Below are 16,790 nucleotides of genomic sequence, written 5' to 3'. Positions count from 1 at the left end.
TGACATATGTCGAAACTCTGGCCACACTCGATTTCGATATATGTCAAACAACAGGAAGGTTCGCTCATGTCTCGCGTTCAGCTCGCCCTCAACGTCGACAACCTCGACACCGCCGTAGCGTTCTACTCCACCCTCTTCAACACCGAGCCAGCCAAGCGCAAGCCCGGCTACGCCAACTTCGCCGTCGAAAACCCGCCGCTCAAGCTGGTGCTCATCGAAAACCCAGGCCAAGCCGGTTCGCTCAATCACCTTGGCGTCGAGGTTGATTCGTCGGACACCGTCCACGCCGAAATCGCGCGACTCTCGAACGCTGGCTTGTTCACCGAGGAAGAAATCGCGACGACCTGTTGCTTCGCGACCCAGGACAAGGTGTGGGTCACCGCCCCCGACGCGGAACGCTGGGAGGTCTACACCGTGCTCGCCGACAGCGAAACCTTCGGCGCCGCACCGCACCTGATCAGTGAGCACGCTCTGGTGGCGGCATCGGCCGAGAGCGTTTCGCCACCAGAGCGTGCTGATCAAGCGCCCTGCTGCAACTAAGCCACCCATTTGCCCTCTGATTCGATATCTGTCAATATCGACGAATGTCGAATCAGGACCTCACGCTGAGCGTGGGCGCACCACCGTGTGCGCCCACGCCCCGCACCCGACCACCGATGAGCGGCGAAACCGCGATCGAACTCGCGTCGCTGTTCAAAGCCCTCGCCGACCCCGTCCGCCTGCGGTTGTTGTCGGCGATCGCGGCCCGCATCGACGGCGAAGCGTGCGTGTGCGACCTGTCCGAGGGCATCGACGTCTCGCAACCCACCATCTCGCACCACCTCAAAGTGCTGCGCGAAGCCGGACTGCTGACCAGCGAGCGCCGCGCCTCGTGGGTTTACTACCGTGTCGTCCCGCAAGTTCTCGCCCGGCTTGCCGACACCCTGAAGGCGGAAACCGCGTGAACACCACCGCACCTGTCGTTGGCAAGCTCTCGACACTCGACCGTTTCCTCCCGGTCTGGATCGGCGTCGCGATGGCCGTCGGTCTCCTGCTCGGCCGCCTAGTCCCCGGGCTCGGCGACGCGCTGGGCAAGGTTGAGGTCGATGGCATCTCGCTCCCGATCGCCATCGGCCTGCTGATCATGATGTATCCGGTGCTGACGAAGGTCCGCTACGACCGCCTAGACAGCGTGACGGCTGATCGCAAACTTCTCGTCAGTTCGTTAGCGCTGAACTGGCTCGTCGGCCCCGCGCTCATGTTCGCGCTAGCGTGGCTTTTCCTACCTGACCTGCCCGAATACCGCACCGGCTTGATCATTGTCGGACTCGCGCGCTGCATCGCGATGGTCATTATCTGGAACGACCTAGCCTGCGGCGACCGCGAAGCCGCCGCCGTGCTCGTCGCGTTGAATTCGCTCTTCCAGGTAGTGATGTTCGCCGTGCTCGGGTGGTTCTACCTGTCGGTGTTGCCGGGTTGGCTTGGGCTGGAACAAACGTCGATCACCACGTCACCGTGGGAAATCGCGAAATCGGTCCTGATCTTCCTCGGCATCCCGCTGCTCGCGGGTTATCTCACTCGCTACTTCGGCGAACGCGCTAAAGGTCGCGACTGGTACGAAACGCGCTTCCTGCCGCGCATCGGCCCCCTCGCCCTATACGGCTTGCTGTTCACGATCGTGATTCTGTTCGCCCTACAGGGCAACCAAATCGCTTCGCGCCCTTGGGATGTCGTGCGCATCGCGCTCCCGCTGCTCGTTTACTTCGCGCTGATGTGGGGCGGCGGGTACGCGCTCGGCGCGGCACTGGGCATCGGTTACGCCCGTACCACCACCCTCGCGTTCACCGCGGCGGGCAACAACTTCGAACTGGCCATCGCCGTCGCGATCGCCACGTACGGCGCGACGTCCGGCGAAGCGCTCGCCGGCGTTGTCGGCCCACTCATTGAAGTGCCCGTGCTCGTCGCACTCGTCTACGTCTCGCTCGCCCTTCGCAATCGAAAGTTCAACGATGCCAACTAAACCCAGTGTGCTGTTCGTCTGCGTCCACAACGCGGGCCGTTCGCAAATGGCGGCGGGCTTCCTCGCCCACCTCGCTGGCGACGCGATCGAAGTTCGCTCGGCAGGCAGCGCCCCCGCCGCGACGATCAACCCCGCCGCTGTCGAAGCGATGGCCGAGGTCGGCATCGACATCTCAGCGCAGTCACCCAAAATCCTCACCGCCGACACCGTCGAAACCTCAACGGTGGTGATCACGATGGGCTGCGGCGACGCGTGCCCCTACTTCCCCGGCGTCACCTACCGCGACTGGGTACTCGAAGACCCAGCGGGCAAAGGCGTCGAAGCGGTTCGCCCGATTCGCGACCAGATCGAGCAGCGCGTTACCGCGTTGATCGCTGAGCTAGTCGCCGAGTAATGGCAGCAGGTGGTCGCCTTGGCGGCCGATCTCGCGCAAGTACGGGGTGTCCGATAGCACGAAGTGCGTAATGCCAAGGTCGCGATACTTGCGCAGCGACTTGGCGACGTCGCCGGGTGACCCAACGAGCCACGTCGTCGCCGCGCCTCCGCCGCCAACGCGGCCGGGCGCGGTGTAGAGGTTGTCGTCGAGCACGTCACCGCGAGCGGCCAGATCGAGCAGTCGCTGTTGCCCAACCGCCGTGCCGCGATGACGGTCCGCGACGTGCCCAACCGCCATCTCCGCGACCCGTGCTTCCGCGTCGGCCCACGCCTGCTCGGTGGTTTCTCGCACGAAAGTCGTTATCCGCAAACCGAATTCCAGCGGAGCGTGTTCGCGCCCGAGCCGCTGACTCAACGTCCGCAGTCGGTCGATCCGCTCGGCGATCCCGTCAAGCGGTTCACCCCAAAACAGTTGTACGTCAGCCTCGGTCGCGGCGACGGTTTCGGCGGCCGCTGACGCTCCACCGAAGTACAGCGTCGGGTGCGCGCGTCCGCCGCGCCGCGCGATGCGTGGCGTGACTGTGGAACCCGTGACCTGGAAGTGCTCGCCGTGATAGGTGACATCGTCGCTGGTCCACAGCTTGCGGACAAGCTGCATGAACTCTTTAGTACGGGCGTACCGATGCGCTTGGTCGCCTTCGCTGTCGCCGTAGGCGGCGAGGTCGTCTTGGCCGGACACAATGTTGACGCGCACGCGTCCGCCGCTGAGATGGTCGAGCGTTGCCGCCGCCGACGCGAAGTTCGCTGGTCGCCAGTAGCCGGGACGCACCGCGATCAACGGCTCGAAAGTTGTTGTGCGCGCGGCCAACGCGGTGGCGACGGTGAACGTGTCGGGGCGTCCCCACCCGGTGCCGAGCAGCGCGCCTTTCCACCCATGACGCTCGAGCGCTTGCGCCTGGGCGGTGAGGGTGTCAATGCTGTTGTGGTCGGCCGTAATTGGTTCACCGCGATGCCCCGGGACCACCTGATTCGGGATGTACCAAAGGAATTCGAGACTCATACGCAGCGCCTTCGGGTTAGTCAGTGCACCCATTGTCCGACCGTCCAACCACCCTGCCGCCGACCTCGCGAGCGCGAGCAGATGAGCGAAACCCGCTGACCTGGTATTTCACCGACGGTCGGCAAAAGAATCTGCGCGAGCAAGATTTCCGGCCTCTTGCCGAGCACGGAACGACACGCGTGCCCGAAATCGGGCAAAGTATTTGGTTCCGGCGAATCCGACAGGCAGGATCTGTCGAGTGACAGACGGGGCATCGGAGGAACTGGTGCGCTACGTGGTCGCGTCGACCGGGCTTCCCGAGCCGGTTGCTGCTCGTCTCGTCGCCGACATTGTCGGGTATTTCGACGAGACGGCCGAGCAGTTCATTCGACGTCGCCACCGCGAACTGCAGGCACGCCAGTTGCGCAACGCCGAGATCTGGCAGCGGTTGTCGCGCGAACTCGCGCAGCGGCCAGTCGCGGCCCCGACCTTCAGTGAACGGCAGTTGCGGCGCATCGTCTACGGGTGAGGAGTTAGAGAATATGTGTGGAATCGTCGGCTATGTCGGACGTCGGCAGGCGGAATCGGTGCTGCTAGAGGGCCTGCGACGGCTTGAGTATCGCGGCTATGACTCGGCAGGCATCGCGCTGCCCGAAAACGGCGGCCTGCGGGTGATCAAGACCCAGGGCCGCGTGCAGGATCTGCGCGACAAGGTCGAGCCCGTCACGATCGTCGGCACGACCGGCATCGCCCACACCCGCTGGGCCACCCACGGCGAACCCAGCGACCGCAACGCCCACCCACACACCGACAGCTCCGGCCGCATCGCGATCGTGCACAACGGCATCATCGAAAACGCCGACCAGCTGCGCGCCGAACTGATCGGCCAGGGCGTCGCGTTCGCCTCCGACACCGACAGCGAAGCGATCGCCCACCTCATCGCCGCCGCGCTCCCGCACACCACCTCGCTCGAAGCCGCTGTCCGTTCCGCGCTCGCCCAGGTGCGCGGCACCTACGGCCTGCTCGTGCTCGACGCCGACCGCCCCGACGAACTCGTCGTCGCCCGCAACGGCAGCCCGATCGTGTTGGGCATCGGCGACGGCGAGATGTTCATCGCCTCCGACGTGGCCGCGCTCGTTCACCACACCCAGCGTGTCGTTTTCCTCGACGACGGCGAGATCGCGACTGTTCGCGCTGACGAATTCCGAACCAGCACAGTCGGATTCGACGCCGAACACACCACGAAGGTGCCCACGACCATCGACGTCACCGCCGCCGAATACGCCCTCGCAGGCCACCCCGATTACCTGCGCAAGGAAATCGCCGACCAGGCCGAAGCCGTGCGCCGCGCGTTGCGTGGTCGTCTCGATCACCGCTTCGCGACCGCGCATCTCGGCGGGCTCGCGATGGATCCGCGCGAACTGCGTGGCGTGAGCAAGGTCGTTTTCCTCGGCTGTGGTTCGGCCTACTACGCGGGCCAACTCGGTGCCGCGTTGGTCGAAGAGCTCGCGCGCATCCCCGCGACCGCCGAACCCGCGTCGGAATTCCGCTACCGCAACCCCGTCGTCGACCCGGATGCGCTGTATGTCGCGATCAGCCAGTCCGGCGAAACGATGGACACCCTCGCCGCGGTACAGGAATTGCAGCGCAAGGGTGGTCGCGTGATTGGCGCGGTGAACGTGGTTGGCAGCGCGATCGCGCGGCAGTGCGGCGCTGGTATGTTCCTGCATGCTGGCCCGGAGGTGTCGGTCGCGTCGACGAAGGCCGTGACCAACATGGCGGTGTCGTTCGCGATGCTGGCGCTGCTGCTTGGCCGCGTGCGCGACCTTTCCGCTGCCGACGGCAAGCGCATCGTCGACGGACTGCATTCGCTGCCGGATGCGATCGACGCGGTGATCGCCGATGAACCGGCGATCGCGCAGATCGCGGCCCGTTTCGCCAAGGCGCAGAACATGTTCTTCGTTGGCAGGGTGCGGATGTGGCCGACCGCGCGTGAGGGCGCGCAGAAGCTCAAGGAAATCTCCTACATTCACGCCGAGGCGTACCAGGGTTCCGAACTCAAGCACGGCCCGCTTGCGCTGATCGACGCCGAAATGCCCAGCGTGGTCCTGCTTCCCGACGACGAACTGCTCGCCAAGAACCTCACCACGATCGAGCAGATCAAGGCGCGTGGCGGCGCGGTGTTGGCCGTGACGAACGCCGACGTGCCCGACGACTGCGCCGACGCGGTGATCCGCGTACCGAAGACAACACCGGAACTGGACCCGATCATCTTCACGATCCCCCTCCAGTTGTTGGCCTACCACACGGCATTGACGCTAGGCCGCGACGTGGATAAGCCGCGCAACTTGGCGAAGAGCGTGACGGTGGAGTAGTCGGTTCGCGCAACCGCGCCAATCGCTCGTGATTGGCGCGGACAGTCGCACAGTTGCGTGCCGGGTCGCCGCCTACCCTGGAATCACGCGGGTGAGCGGGTCGTAAACCCAGTTCAGGATCTTTTCGGCGTCCCGCGTTGCTTCTCCCGAGTTGGCGTCGTGCAGGACGACACCGATCAGCGGGACACCCGCGCGCACCGCTTCGAACAGTAGGCAGTAACCGGCGGCGTCGGTGCTGCCCGTCTTGATGCCGATCGCGCCCGGGTAGCGGGTGAGCAGCTCATTGGTTGTCGCCCAATGATGTTCAGCGTTGGCAGGGCCATCGGGAACGAAATGTGTTCGCGCGGCGACGATCTCGCGGAACAGTGGCAGCATCATCGCCCGCACGCCCATCGTCACGACATCGTTAGGCGTTGACGAATTGGAGAAGTCCGTCGGCACCGGCAGACCGCTCGGGTCGGTGAAATTCGTTCCGCCCAGCCCCATTACGCGCGCCGCGTCGTTCATTCGACCGATAAACGCGTCCTGACCTGGTCCGAAAGACTCAGCGAGGGTGTAGGCGGCATCGCACCCGGACGGCAGCAACAGTCCGTAGAGCAGTTCGCGTGCGGGCAGCACCTCGCCAGCGCGGAGCCCGGCGGTGCTGCCGTCGTTGCGCACGCAGTAGTCGATCGCGGCGGTTGGGACGGTCACGGGGCGTTCCAGGTCGCCCGAGGTGATCACGACGAACGCGGTCATCACCTTCGTGATGCTGGCGATCGGGCGAGGGGTGTTTGCGTCACGTGACCAGAGGACGGTGCCGGTGATGCCGTCGGCGAGCGCGGCGCCCGGCGCGGCGACGTCGGCTGGGCCAGGCCCGATCAGCGGTGTCAAAATTCCGTCGGCGCTGCCGGTCGGTGCGGCGGCGGTAACGCCGTGACCAACTCCGACGAGCACAACCCCGGCGACGACCGCGTGCAACACCTTGGCAAATGTCCGCATTGCCGAATTCTGTCGCACGAAATCGCGAGAACGCGGGATTTCGGCGTCTCAATTCCGCCCGTGCGGCGTCCGTGCGCGGGTTCTGCGACGATGATTCCCATGAGCATCACCACCCGACCGGGTGTTATCACCACCAGTACGGTGATCCTGTTGACGTCGTTGTACTTCGCCCAGGGTTTGCCGTACGGATTTTTCACGCAGGCGTTGCCGGTGATGCTGCGGGAGTCGGGCTATTCGCTTACCGCGATTAGTGCGTCGGGACTGCTTTTCGCGCCATGGGCATTGAAGTTTTTGTGGGCACCGTACGTCGACCGGTATAGCTCGCGGCGCACGTGGTTGCTTGTGCTGCAACTACTTTCGGCTTCCGTCGCGCTGGTAATGGCGTGCCTTGATTTGTCGTCGTCGCTGCGGTTGTTGTTTGTCGGCATTGTGGTGGTCAACCTGTTTTCGGCGACGCAGGACGTCGCGACCGATGGTCTCGCGGTGCGGCTGCTTGGCCCGCGCGAGCGTGGGCTCGGCAACGGGATTCAGGTCGGCGCGTATCGCATTGGGATGATCGTCGGCGGTGGCGCGCTGCTGTGGCTTTTCGCGCTCACGAACTGGCGTGTGCTGTTTGTGACGATGGCGGTGCTAATCGCGGTGACCTCGATTCCAGTGTGGTTGTTTCGCGAACCTGCACGTGAGCCGCTGCCGCGTCCACCGGCGCACCAGCTGCTCGGTGCGTGGGTTTCGCGGCTGCGCCGACCCGGGGTGCTCGCGTTTGTTGGGTTGATCGCCGCGTTCAAGTGGGGCGATTCGATGGCCGCATCGGTCACGGGGCCGTTCATGTCGGACGCGGGGATGAGTTTGGCTCAGATCGCGTTGGTGAAGGGTGCGTTGTCGTCGGCGGGTGCACTCGCCGGTGCGGCGGCGGGAGCGTGGGTTGCCCACCGGTTCGGGCGTGGTCGCGCGTTGCTGATCGGTGGCGTCACGCAGACGGCGAGCATCGGGCTTTATGTGATCGCGTCGTTCGGCACGGGCGGGTACGGGATGCTTGTCGCCGCGAGTTTGGCTGAGCAGGTGTTTGGTGGTGCTGCCACCGTCGCGGTTTTCGCGCTGATGATGGACGCCGCCGACCGCGAATACGCGGGCAGCGACTACACCCTGATGGCGTGCGCGATCGTTTTCGTCCAGGGTTTCGCGGGTTTCACCGCGGGCCTGCTCGGCGACGCGGCTGGGTATTCGGTGCTGTTCACGACCAGTTTGGTCCTGTCTGGGATTGGCTGCGCGGTGTTGTTGTATGGAATGCGGCGTCGAATCGGCCCGGCCGTTTTGCATGTCGAGGATCGCGTCGCGGTCGGCTAAATCTGGAACACTCGATGACGTGGCCGACGACAACATGGGCAGTTACGTAGAGCCGGGCGAATTTCGCCGCGACACCAACTACATCACCACCCGCATTACCGCCGACGGGCGCGACGGGTACGCCGTCGAACCCGACCGGTATCGCCTCGTTGCGGCGCGGGCGTGCCCGTGGGCGAACCGCACGCTGATCGTGCGACGGCTGCTGGGACTCGAACCCGTGTTGTCGCTGGGTTTGGCGGGGCCGACGCACGACAAGTTGAGTTGGACGTTCGACCTCGACCCGGGCGAGGTCGACCCGGTGCTCGGCATTCATCACCTGCGCGACGCCTACCTCAAGCGGTTCCCCGACTACCCGCGCGGCATCACCGTGCCCGCGATCGTTGATATTTCGACCGGCGAAGTCGTGACGAACGACTACGCGCAGATGACCCTCGATTTTTCGACGGAATGGACCGCGTTTCATCGTCCTGGCGCGCCCGACCTGTACCCCGAGCATTTGCGCGCCGAGATCGACGAACTGAATCGCGAGGTGTTCCGCGAGGTCAATAACGGGGTGTACCGGTGCGGTTTCGCTGGTTCGCAAGACGCCTACGACGCCGCCTACACCCGGTTGTTCGCCGCCCTCGATCGACTGAGCACCCAGCGCTACCTCGTCGGCGACACCATCACCGAAGCCGATGTGCGCCTGTTCACGACGCTCGTCCGCTTCGATCCGGTCTACCACGGCCACTTCAAAACCAACCGGTCGAAGCTGACCGAGATGCCGGTGCTGTGGGCGTACGCCCGCGACCTGTTCCAGACGCCAGGCTTCGGCGACACCGTCGATTTCGGCCAAATCAAGGAGCACTACTACGTTGTGCACCGCGATGTGAACCCGACAGGCATCATCCCGGCGGGCCCGGACTTATCGAACTGGTTGACCCCGCACGGTCGAGAAGCGTTGGGCGGCAGACCATTTGGCGACGGCACTCCCCCGCCGCCCCCAATCCCGAGTGAGCGGGTGCCGGTGTTGGCGTAGCGCGCGCTCGCTGCCGCGTGGTCGAATAGCGGACGGAACTTGGCCGACGGTGTCCAGGTTCCGTGCGTAGTGGATGAGCTTGAGGTGCGAACGATGACAAACGCCGTGACGAACGTTTACCTTGCCGGGATCGGTAACTCGGAACCAGAGCATTGGCAGCGACTGTGGTTTGCCGATGATCCGCGCGGGGTGTGGGTCGAGCACTCGTCGTGGGACGCGCCGGTGCGTGACGCGTGGGTGAAGGAACTTGACGAGACGCTGGCGTCAATCACGGGCCCGAAGTTCCTGATCGGGCACAGCTTGGGTTCGGCACTGGCCATTGAGTGGGCGGTCACCGCAACGGCGACCGACGTTGTCGGCGCACTCCTCGTCGCGCTCCCCGACCCCCGTGGCGAGAACTTCCCTAGTGCCGCAACAGGTTTCGTCGAGGGCTACGGCAGCTTGTCGCACCCAACCTACGAACTCCCGTTCCCGACCGTCGCGATCGCGAGCACCAACGACCCCTACGACCCGGAGGGCCGCGCCGCCGCCGCAGCAGTGGGTTTGGGCGCCTCAGTGGAACACGTTGGCACCCAGGGCCACCTGAATTTGGCATCGAATTTGGGCACGTGGCCGCAAGGCCGCTCAATCTTGACCCGGTACTTCCCGTAAATCGGTCGCCTCGCGACGCTGCCGACGGTCACCATGAACCCATGACCCTCGCTGCGCACTGGCCCGTTGTTGATCTGCGTATCACCACGCCCACGCTCGAACTGCGGTGGCCGGATCTTGATGACCTCACTGCGCTTGCCACCCTCGCGGCCAAAGGGGTGCATGATCCTGCGGTGCAACCGTTTTCGGTTGAGTGGACGGACGGGACTCCCGAGGAGCGGGCTCGGCGGGCCTTGACCTGGCACTGGCGGTGTCTTGGCGAGTGGCGGCCTGAGGCGTGGGCGCTCAACTTCGTTGTCGTGCAAGACGGGGAAGTCGTGGGGAGCCAGACGGTCGCCGCCGACAACTTTGCGATTCGACGGGAAGTGCGCACTGGGTCGTGGCTCGGGATCGCGCATCATGGGCGTGGGATCGGCACCGAAATGCGTGCTGCCGTACTGCACTTAGCGTTCGCGCATCTCGGTGCCGAAACCGCTGTTTCGGGCGCGTTCCTCGACAACGTTGCGTCGACCAGGGTTTCGCGCAGGCTCGGGTACGAGGTGAACGGGGTCGACGTGCATGTCGTGCGCGGGAAGCGGGCGCTCCAGCATCGCTTCCGCCTCACGCGCACGAATTGGCAACCACGGCACGATATTTCGGTGTCGGGAGTGTCCTCGTGTCTCGACTTCCTTGACGCGAGGACCTAACTTCTTACCGCTTCAGCTGGCGCGCGAAGAAGCCGGTCTCCAATCGCCCGTCAGCCGGAATTTGCCGGTGATGACCAGGGAAGCCGAGCAACACTTTCTCCGTCGACGCGAACGCGTCGAAAACGGCGAAGCCCACTTCGCGCGGCAGATCCTGGTCGTCGAGCGGGAGCAGGAACTCGACCGGGATGTCGGCCTTGCTCGCCGCAGTAAGCAACCCGTCGTGGGCCGAAACAGTGCCTAACACGGCGGCGGTGATGCGTGGTTCGGCCGCGATCAGCCCGATCCCAATCGCGCACGCCATCGTGATGCCGAGGTACCCGACTGGGGCGTCGTCCTCAAGTTCGAGCAACGCGAGTAGCGCGTCGAGCGTGGCCTGCCACTCGGGTACCGCCCGCTCGACCACCGAGGTGGTGTATTCGCCGAGGAGTTGGTTGAACAGGGGCTGGTCGCCCACTCCCCTCGCCTCCTGGAAAGCGGCGACGCGCGCGGCGTCTTCCGGTGTCCGGGGGCGCTCGCCTTGACCGGGTGCGTCGATTGTCGCGACGTGAAAACCTTGCCTGACCAGCGCATGCGCCCGCGCGACGTGCGGCGGGAACGACTTGTCGAACCCAGCCGGATGGCCAGCGAGAATGAGCGCGCCAACCGGGTTTTCCGCTGGTGACCACACCACGCCGGGCACGGTTTCGTCGGCGGGACTGACGACGCTAAAGGTGCGTTCAATGATGTTCATGATGGTGCCTTTCGGGATGCCTACTAACGCGGCGCTCCCGGCGACAGCTACCTGTGTCGCGGCTCGACCGTGCACGCGTGTGGGAGCACCCACCTGGTTGCAACGTTCATGGGTCTCACCTCCTTGCGTGATGTCACGGTCGAGCGAAAGAGTACGCGGGTGTCGCCGAAGGAGTCCAACGAATTAATCAGTAGGCACGAACCCGCAGTTCATCGTGCAAATCCCGCGCCACTTTCGCCATCACCGCTTCGGCGCTGGGCTGGATCGTCGCGGCAACGTGCGACGACGTGAACGCGGCGACGGCGATCGTCTGACCATCAGGGTGTTCGATCACGCCAACCTCATGCCGCAGGTTCAGCAACGTGCCAGTTTTCGACGCCCACCGGGTCGCGTCGGCGGCGAAGTCGGGGGTGAGGCGTTGCCGATTCACGTTGTCGCCCATCAGCTCTCGCACGCGCTCGGCTGCTGATGCCGTGATCGTCGTTGGCCGCCACAGTCCCTGCGCGAGGTCGATGAAGGCGCACGCGGTTCCGGTGTTGGCTGTGCTGACATCGAGCTGACCAACCGCGTGCCCATGCCCGTCGGTCGCGCCTTCGATCGCGAGACTTTGCGCGAGGTGACCTTGCGACTGGTCGAACCGCTCAGCGGGAGTCTCCGACAGGGGCCGCACCGAATGGCGAATGTTGATGCCGCCGTAGCCCATTCGCGCTAACTCAGCCTCGACCATCGCGGGCGGCGTGAGCCCGAACAGCACATCGCCAGCGGTATCGTCGCTCACCGCGACGCTCAAATAGAGCAGATCTTCAAGCGCGATCGTGACCGGCTGACGGAACTTCGTTAGTCCAGCGGGTCCGGGTGTTGCGATGCGACCAGGTTGCACCTCAAGTCGCCGCGCGGGATCGAGCTCGCTCCGGGCGACGCGTTCCAAGGTTGCGAGCGCGAGCGGGATCTTCACCAATGACGCGATGGGCCACTCGGTTTCGGTGTCGAAGCCGATTTCTTCGCCGGTGTCGAGGTCGCGAACGAGAAACGAACCACGGAGGCCGACGTCGCGAAGGTCGCGGTGCGCGGTTCGCAGCGCTGTTGTCATCGGTCGTCTCCTGTCGCGCCCAAGCACCGGGCGAGCGTCGTCGACGCGGCCGCGCGCACGCGTTCGGCGTCGGCTCGGTCATCAGCGAGTAGGTCATATCCGCGCGTGAGCGGGTGTTCGCCGATCGGCCGCCACGCCAGACCCAAATCGGTTGCTTGCGCAGGTGAACACAGCAGCAGGTCACGCCCGTCGAGGGTGGCCGCGATCGCGGTGACGAGTGTGTTGGCGACAACGACCTGGCTCGGGTGCAGGCCAAGGGCGTCGCGGGAGCGAGTCAGTCGGTCGCGCACGTGCGGCACATCGTCTTCGGGCTGGACCCAGACCCGGCGGGGCGTGGCAGCTCGGTTGGCGCGGGTTGGACGCAATGCGGCCAGATGCAGCGGTTTCGCGGGTGGGCCTGAGGTGTCGGCGACGCCGAGCGGGACGCGCCACGTCGCACGGTCGGGTGGGGTGGCGATCACCGCGACCCGCACTTCGCGTGTGCGGGCGAGTTCGGCGCGCTCGGCAGGACCGGCTTGGGTGACGTCGAGTTCGAGCTGGTGCGTTTTGGCATCGGCGACGAGCCGGGCCAGGCTCAGCGACGCGCAGATGGTGGGGACGGCGATGCGCAGTGGACGCGTTTTGGCGCGCTCAGCTTCGTCTTCGAGGGCAGTGGCAACGTCGACGAGGCGGCGCGCGGTGGGCAGTAGCGCTTGGCCGACGGCGGTGAGGGTAGCGCTGCGTGAAGTGCGGTTGAGCAGTCGCGCACCGAAACGCGCTTCGAGCGCGGCGATACGTCGACTCGCGACCGACTGCGGAATGCCAACGGCCGCAGCACCATCGGTGAAACTCCCGCGCCCGCTGACGGCGACGAATGCCTGACAGGCGGCGACGAGATCCACGGACGGCAGTGTATGCCAAGGTGGCATAGATGCGCGCTGATCTATCTTGGACAGCATAGAAGCTGGCCGCGACGCTGGGAGTTCGTCAACGAAAGGTTCGAAAATGATGTTGCGCAGGACAGCGTTCGCGGTCGCATTGGTGACGTTGGTTGCCGGGTGCGCGAGCGAGCAGGTCGAGCAGGCACCCGCACCCGTAGTGGTCACGAACGAATTCGCTCCGCTGGAAAGCGAATTCGGCGCACGGCTCGGTGTTTTCGCGGTCGACACCGGTTCGGGTAAGACGGCCGAATACCGCGCCGATGAACGCTTTCCGTTCGCGTCCACATTCAAAGCGCTTGCGGCAGGGGCGATTTTGACGACAACGCCCGTGGACGCGCTTTCCGAACGCGTGAAGTTCAGCGCGGCCGACGTGGTCGTCAACTCCCCCATCGCCGAAAAGCACGTCGACGACGGGATGACGCTGCGCGAGGTGATCGACGCGGCCCTGCGTTACAGCGACAACACCGCTGGCAATCTGATGTTCGCGCGGATAGGAGGGCCGGATGGTCTCGAACGAATCTTGCGCGGCCTGGGCGACACCGTCACCGAGATGGACCGCATCGAACCCGCGCTCAACGAGGCGCTTCCCGGTGATGTCCGCGACACCAGTTCGCCGCGCGCGCTGGCCGCTGACCTGCGCCAATACACATTAGGTGACGTACTGCACCCCGATGCCCGCACGGTGCTCACCGACATGATGCTCGCGAACACCACCGGCAACGCGCTGATTCGTGCGGGCGTGCCTGGCGATTGGGCCGTGGGCGACAAGACCGCTGGCGCGGCGTATGGCACGCGCAACGACATCGCCGTCATCTGGCCGCCCAACCGTGCCCCGCTTGTCGTCGCGATCATGACGACCCGCGATCAGCAGGACGCCGAATACGTCCCCGCGCTGGTGGCGAAGGCGACGCGTGTGGCGGTGCGGGCGCTCGGTTAGGTCAGCGCGCGGGTGAAGAACACGCTGTTGGAGTCGGGTACGTAGGAGCCGAAAGGTTCGCATTCGGTGAAACCGTTGGCGGCGTAGAGCTTTCGTGCCGGCGCGAAGAAATCCTCCGCGCCCGTTTCCAAACTCACGCGCTGAAATCCGCGCTGTTCCGCTTCAAAGAGGATGTGCGCGAGCATCTTTGAAGCCAAACCGCGCCGAGTGTGTTGTGGCGCGGTGCGCATCGACTTCAGTTCACCGTGCCCGTCGCCGAGGTCCTTGAGCGCGCCGGACGCGACCACCTCGTCGCCGGACCACATCGTCCACATGGTCACCTCCGGGGCGCGCAACTCGTCGACGTCGAGGGCGTGCATGCTCTCGGCGCACGAGGTAATGGTGCGCATTTGGGCGAGGTGCTCGCCGAGGAAGGCGACGACCGCCGGGTCGGTGATGGTGTCGAGGCGAATCACGAGATCTTGCAGCACCGGACCACGATATCGCCCTGCTTGTTGTGCCGCTCAGCGGCCGACCGACGGATTTACGGCAACACTCCCAACGCGAATTTGCCGATCACGTCGAGGATGGCGTCGGTGTTCGGCGGGTGGAGTTGGCCGGTGCGGACGTCGCGGTACAGACGTTCAAGTTCGTTCCGGCGACTCACTGCTGCCGCTCCGGCGACCTGAACAGCGATGTCAACGACCTCCTTCGCCGTTCGGGTGGTGAATTCCTTCGCCGAAAACAGGCGCGGGACAGCCCAATTGCCGAGGTCGACACCGGAATCCGCGTCACGCGTTGTGGTTTCGAGCAGCGCGTGCGCGGCGTCCAGGAGAATCTCGGCTTCGGCGATTTGCCGTTGCACCGCGGGCTTCGACGCGTGGTCAGCGACGCCGGGAACCAGCGACGGGCGCGCCTGCGCGGCGAGAATCGCGACGTCCAACGCGCGGCGCGCGATGCCGAAATACACATTCGCGACCAGCGGTAAGTACCAGCCGAGGATGCCGTTGATGTAGGGCGGGTAGGGCGCGCCGGGCGCATGGGTGCCAACCACCGTCGACGCTTCCGCACGCGCGTTCTCGAAGACGGTGTCGTCGCTGCGGGTGGCGCGAACGCCCAGCGTGTCCCAGGTTTCTTCGGTGCGGACGCCAGGCTGGTCGCGGTCGACGAACAGGTGGACGACCACCGGATTCGCGGGGTCGGAGTCGTCGAGCGCGTGAATGCCAATCGACGTCCACGCCGGGCCGAGGGAGGTGAAGGTTTTGCGGCCGTTGACCAGATACGACCCGTCAGGTTGGGGAAGCGCGCGGACCTGGGCGTTGTCGAGGCCGACGTCGTTGCCGCGTTCGCCGTGGCCAGCGGCGAAGATCTGACCGTCGCGCAGAGCTTCGAGCAACCAGGTGAGGTCTTCGACGCCGGCGGTGGTGAGGGCGGCGGCCGGGCCCGTCCAATACAGGTGCATGTTCACCGCGAGGGCGGTGGCGGGGGCCCAATAGGCCAGCTGACGCTGTTCGCGCGCCACTTCCGACAGCGTGAGCCCGCGCCCACCGTATTCGGCGGGTAGCGCGGCGACGAGGTAACCGGCGGCGCGGAGGTCTTCGAAGTCCTCGGTGAAGAAAGTGTTGTCGGCGTCGTAGCGGACAGCGCGCTCATGGAAGCGCGAATAGTCCTCAGCCGAAAAGTACTGGCTCGCCGGGTAATTCGGTGACAGCGGCGATGTGGTGCTGGCGATGGTCGTGCGTGCGACGGTGCTCGTCATGGGGGAAGTATTCGCGCGAGTGGGGTCGGGGTGAAGGCTTACGATCGCGTCGATCAGATGTCGGCGGTCGAGCTGTTTCGCTGCTAAGGAGTTCACATGACTGTGCTTGTTGACCGGGACGGGCCGCTCACCCTGATCGGCATTAACCGACCTGCGGCGCGTAATGCCGTCGACGGGCCAACGGCTGCCGCGCTGGCGTCCGCCTTCCGCGATTTTGACGCCGAGTCCGATGCGCTCGTCGCGATTCTTTACGGCGTGGGGGAAACCTTTTGCGCCGGTGCTGATCTCAAGGCGATCGGTACTGAGCGGGGTAATCGGGCTGAACGCGACGGGGACGGGCCGATGGGACCGACGCGCATGCGGTTATCGAAGCCGGTGATCGCCGCGGTGAACGGGTATGCGGTCGCGGGCGGGTTGGAACTGGCGATTTGGGCGGACCTGCGGGTGGCCGAGGAGGACGCGGTGCTTGGCGTGTTTTGTCGGCGCTGGGGCGTGCCGCTGATCGACGGTGGGACGGTGCGGTTGCCGCGACTGATCGGGGAGAGTCACGCGATGGATCTGATTCTTACCGGGCGCGCGGTCGGTGCAGAAGAGGCGCTGCGCATGGGGTTGGTGAATCGGGTTGTGCCACATGGTGAATCGCTGACGGCCGCGCGTGAACTGGCACGTGAGATTGCCGCGTTCCCGCAGACGTGTTTGCGTGAGGATCGGCTGTCGATGCTTGAGCAGGCGGGGTTAGATGAAAGTGCGGCGCTAGCAAACGAATTCGAGCATGGGATCACGTCGTTGACCACTGACACGGTGGAGGGTGCGGCGCGATTCGCTAACGGAGCGGGGCGGCATGGGGAGTTCTGACACGAGGAGGCCGGGCTAGGCACGCCGTGTCGTGAGGTCCGCCGGGGGTTAC

General features: G+C 65.2%; 19 protein-coding genes. 12 read left to right on the top strand and 7 right to left on the bottom strand.

What is annotated here, in order from left to right; genetic code table 11:
* Positions 1-66: 66 nt before the first annotated feature.
* The 4 genes from IEX78_RS02300 to IEX78_RS02285 are packed head-to-tail and all read left to right on the top strand — an operon-like array spanning position 67 to position 2,393.
* A complete protein-coding gene (locus IEX78_RS02300) occupies positions 67-540 on the top strand; it encodes an ArsI/CadI family heavy metal resistance metalloenzyme (RefSeq protein ID WP_188827020.1) in 474 nt (157 codons plus the stop codon).
* 44 nt (positions 541-584) lie between these two features.
* Positions 585-944, top strand: a complete 360-nt coding sequence (locus IEX78_RS02295; RefSeq protein WP_188827019.1) for an ArsR/SmtB family transcription factor — start codon at positions 585-587, stop codon at positions 942-944.
* Positions 941-1,999, top strand: coding sequence for an ACR3 family arsenite efflux transporter (arsB, locus tag IEX78_RS02290; RefSeq protein WP_188827018.1), 1,059 nt, complete (start codon positions 941-943; stop codon positions 1,997-1,999). The genes IEX78_RS02295 and arsB overlap by 4 nt, the downstream gene beginning before the upstream one ends.
* The gene (locus IEX78_RS02285) at positions 1,989-2,393 is read left to right on the top strand and encodes an arsenate reductase ArsC (RefSeq protein WP_188827017.1); all 405 of its coding nucleotides are present in this window, start codon (positions 1,989-1,991) and stop codon (positions 2,391-2,393) included. Before arsB ends, IEX78_RS02285 begins: the two co-directional genes overlap by 11 nt.
* Here the strand turns inward: IEX78_RS02285 and IEX78_RS02280 are convergent.
* A complete protein-coding gene (locus IEX78_RS02280; RefSeq protein ID WP_188828190.1) occupies positions 2,379-3,434 on the bottom strand; it encodes an LLM class flavin-dependent oxidoreductase in 1,056 nt (351 codons plus the stop codon). The genes IEX78_RS02285 and IEX78_RS02280 overlap by 15 nt on opposite strands.
* Positions 3,435-3,672: 238 nt before the next feature.
* Here IEX78_RS02280 and IEX78_RS02275 point away from each other — a divergent pair, with 238 nt between their 5' ends.
* Both IEX78_RS02275 and glmS read left to right on the top strand, forming a co-directional pair.
* A complete protein-coding gene (locus IEX78_RS02275) occupies positions 3,673-3,942 on the top strand; it encodes a hypothetical protein (protein ID WP_188827016.1) in 270 nt (89 codons plus the stop codon).
* Between the two features lie 13 nt (positions 3,943-3,955).
* The gene (glmS, locus tag IEX78_RS02270) at positions 3,956-5,788 is read left to right on the top strand and encodes a glutamine--fructose-6-phosphate transaminase (isomerizing) (protein ID WP_188827015.1); all 1,833 of its coding nucleotides are present in this window, start codon (positions 3,956-3,958) and stop codon (positions 5,786-5,788) included.
* 72 nt (positions 5,789-5,860) lie between these two features.
* On the opposite strand, the gene IEX78_RS02265 is transcribed toward glmS, so the two are convergent.
* Positions 5,861-6,769 carry a D-alanyl-D-alanine carboxypeptidase family protein gene (locus IEX78_RS02265; RefSeq protein ID WP_229683659.1) on the bottom strand — a complete coding sequence of 303 codons (909 nt, stop codon included), beginning with the start codon at positions 6,767-6,769 and terminating at the stop codon, positions 5,861-5,863.
* Positions 6,770-6,868: 99 nt separating this feature from the next.
* Here IEX78_RS02265 and IEX78_RS02260 point away from each other — a divergent pair, with 99 nt between their 5' ends.
* The 4 genes from IEX78_RS02260 (at position 6,869) to IEX78_RS02245 (ending at position 10,468) form a co-directional block, all read left to right on the top strand.
* Positions 6,869-8,113 carry an MFS transporter gene (locus IEX78_RS02260; RefSeq protein WP_188827014.1) on the top strand — a complete coding sequence of 415 codons (1,245 nt, stop codon included), beginning with the start codon at positions 6,869-6,871 and terminating at the stop codon, positions 8,111-8,113.
* Between the two features lie 34 nt (positions 8,114-8,147).
* Positions 8,148-9,131 carry a glutathione S-transferase family protein gene (locus tag IEX78_RS02255; protein ID WP_188828188.1) on the top strand — a complete coding sequence of 328 codons (984 nt, stop codon included), beginning with the start codon at positions 8,148-8,150 and terminating at the stop codon, positions 9,129-9,131.
* Between the two features lie 93 nt (positions 9,132-9,224).
* A complete protein-coding gene (locus tag IEX78_RS02250; protein WP_188827013.1) occupies positions 9,225-9,782 on the top strand; it encodes an RBBP9/YdeN family alpha/beta hydrolase in 558 nt (185 codons plus the stop codon).
* A gap of 41 nt (positions 9,783-9,823) precedes the next feature.
* On the top strand, positions 9,824-10,468 hold the full coding sequence (locus IEX78_RS02245) for a GNAT family N-acetyltransferase (protein WP_188827012.1): 645 nt from the start codon (positions 9,824-9,826) through the stop codon (positions 10,466-10,468).
* Positions 10,469-10,472: 4 nt separating this feature from the next.
* Here the strand turns inward: IEX78_RS02245 and IEX78_RS02240 are convergent, their stop codons facing one another.
* The 3 genes from IEX78_RS02240 to IEX78_RS02230 all read right to left on the bottom strand — a co-directional run bounded on the left by IEX78_RS02240 (position 10,473) and on the right by IEX78_RS02230 (position 13,169).
* Positions 10,473-11,198, bottom strand: coding sequence for an alpha/beta fold hydrolase (locus tag IEX78_RS02240; protein WP_188827011.1), 726 nt, complete (start codon positions 11,196-11,198; stop codon positions 10,473-10,475).
* A gap of 187 nt (positions 11,199-11,385) precedes the next feature.
* Positions 11,386-12,288 (bottom strand): serine hydrolase, encoded by a 903-nt coding sequence (locus IEX78_RS02235; protein ID WP_188827010.1) that lies wholly within the window; start codon positions 12,286-12,288, stop codon positions 11,386-11,388.
* The gene (locus IEX78_RS02230; protein WP_188827009.1) at positions 12,285-13,169 is read right to left on the bottom strand and encodes a LysR family transcriptional regulator; all 885 of its coding nucleotides are present in this window, start codon (positions 13,167-13,169) and stop codon (positions 12,285-12,287) included. The genes IEX78_RS02235 and IEX78_RS02230 overlap by 4 nt, the downstream gene beginning before the upstream one ends.
* Before the next feature lie 103 nt (positions 13,170-13,272).
* On the opposite strand from IEX78_RS02230, the gene bla reads away from it, so the two are divergent.
* A complete protein-coding gene (gene bla, locus IEX78_RS02225; RefSeq protein WP_188827008.1) occupies positions 13,273-14,145 on the top strand; it encodes a class A beta-lactamase in 873 nt (290 codons plus the stop codon).
* On the opposite strand, the gene IEX78_RS02220 is transcribed toward bla, so the two are convergent.
* Positions 14,142-14,615, bottom strand: a complete 474-nt coding sequence (locus tag IEX78_RS02220) for a GNAT family N-acetyltransferase (RefSeq protein WP_229683658.1) — start codon at positions 14,613-14,615, stop codon at positions 14,142-14,144. The two genes, bla and IEX78_RS02220, sit on opposite strands and share 4 nt — an antisense overlap.
* Before the next feature lie 53 nt (positions 14,616-14,668).
* Complete coding sequence (locus IEX78_RS02215) at positions 14,669-15,883, bottom strand: acyl-CoA dehydrogenase family protein (protein ID WP_188827007.1); 1,215 nt, start codon at positions 15,881-15,883, stop codon at positions 14,669-14,671.
* A 96-nt stretch (positions 15,884-15,979) separates the two neighbouring features.
* Here IEX78_RS02215 and IEX78_RS02210 point away from each other — a divergent pair, with 96 nt between their 5' ends.
* A complete protein-coding gene (locus IEX78_RS02210; protein WP_188827006.1) occupies positions 15,980-16,738 on the top strand; it encodes a crotonase/enoyl-CoA hydratase family protein in 759 nt (252 codons plus the stop codon).
* The last annotated feature ends 52 nt before the right edge of the window (positions 16,739-16,790 follow it).

Origin of the sequence: Nocardia camponoti (assembly GCF_014646135.1) — a bacterium.
GTDB lineage: Bacteria > Actinomycetota > Actinomycetes > Mycobacteriales > Mycobacteriaceae > Nocardia > Nocardia camponoti.
The sequence above is the reverse complement of the archived record's forward strand: the minus strand, read 5'-3'. Positions and strand labels throughout refer to the sequence as shown.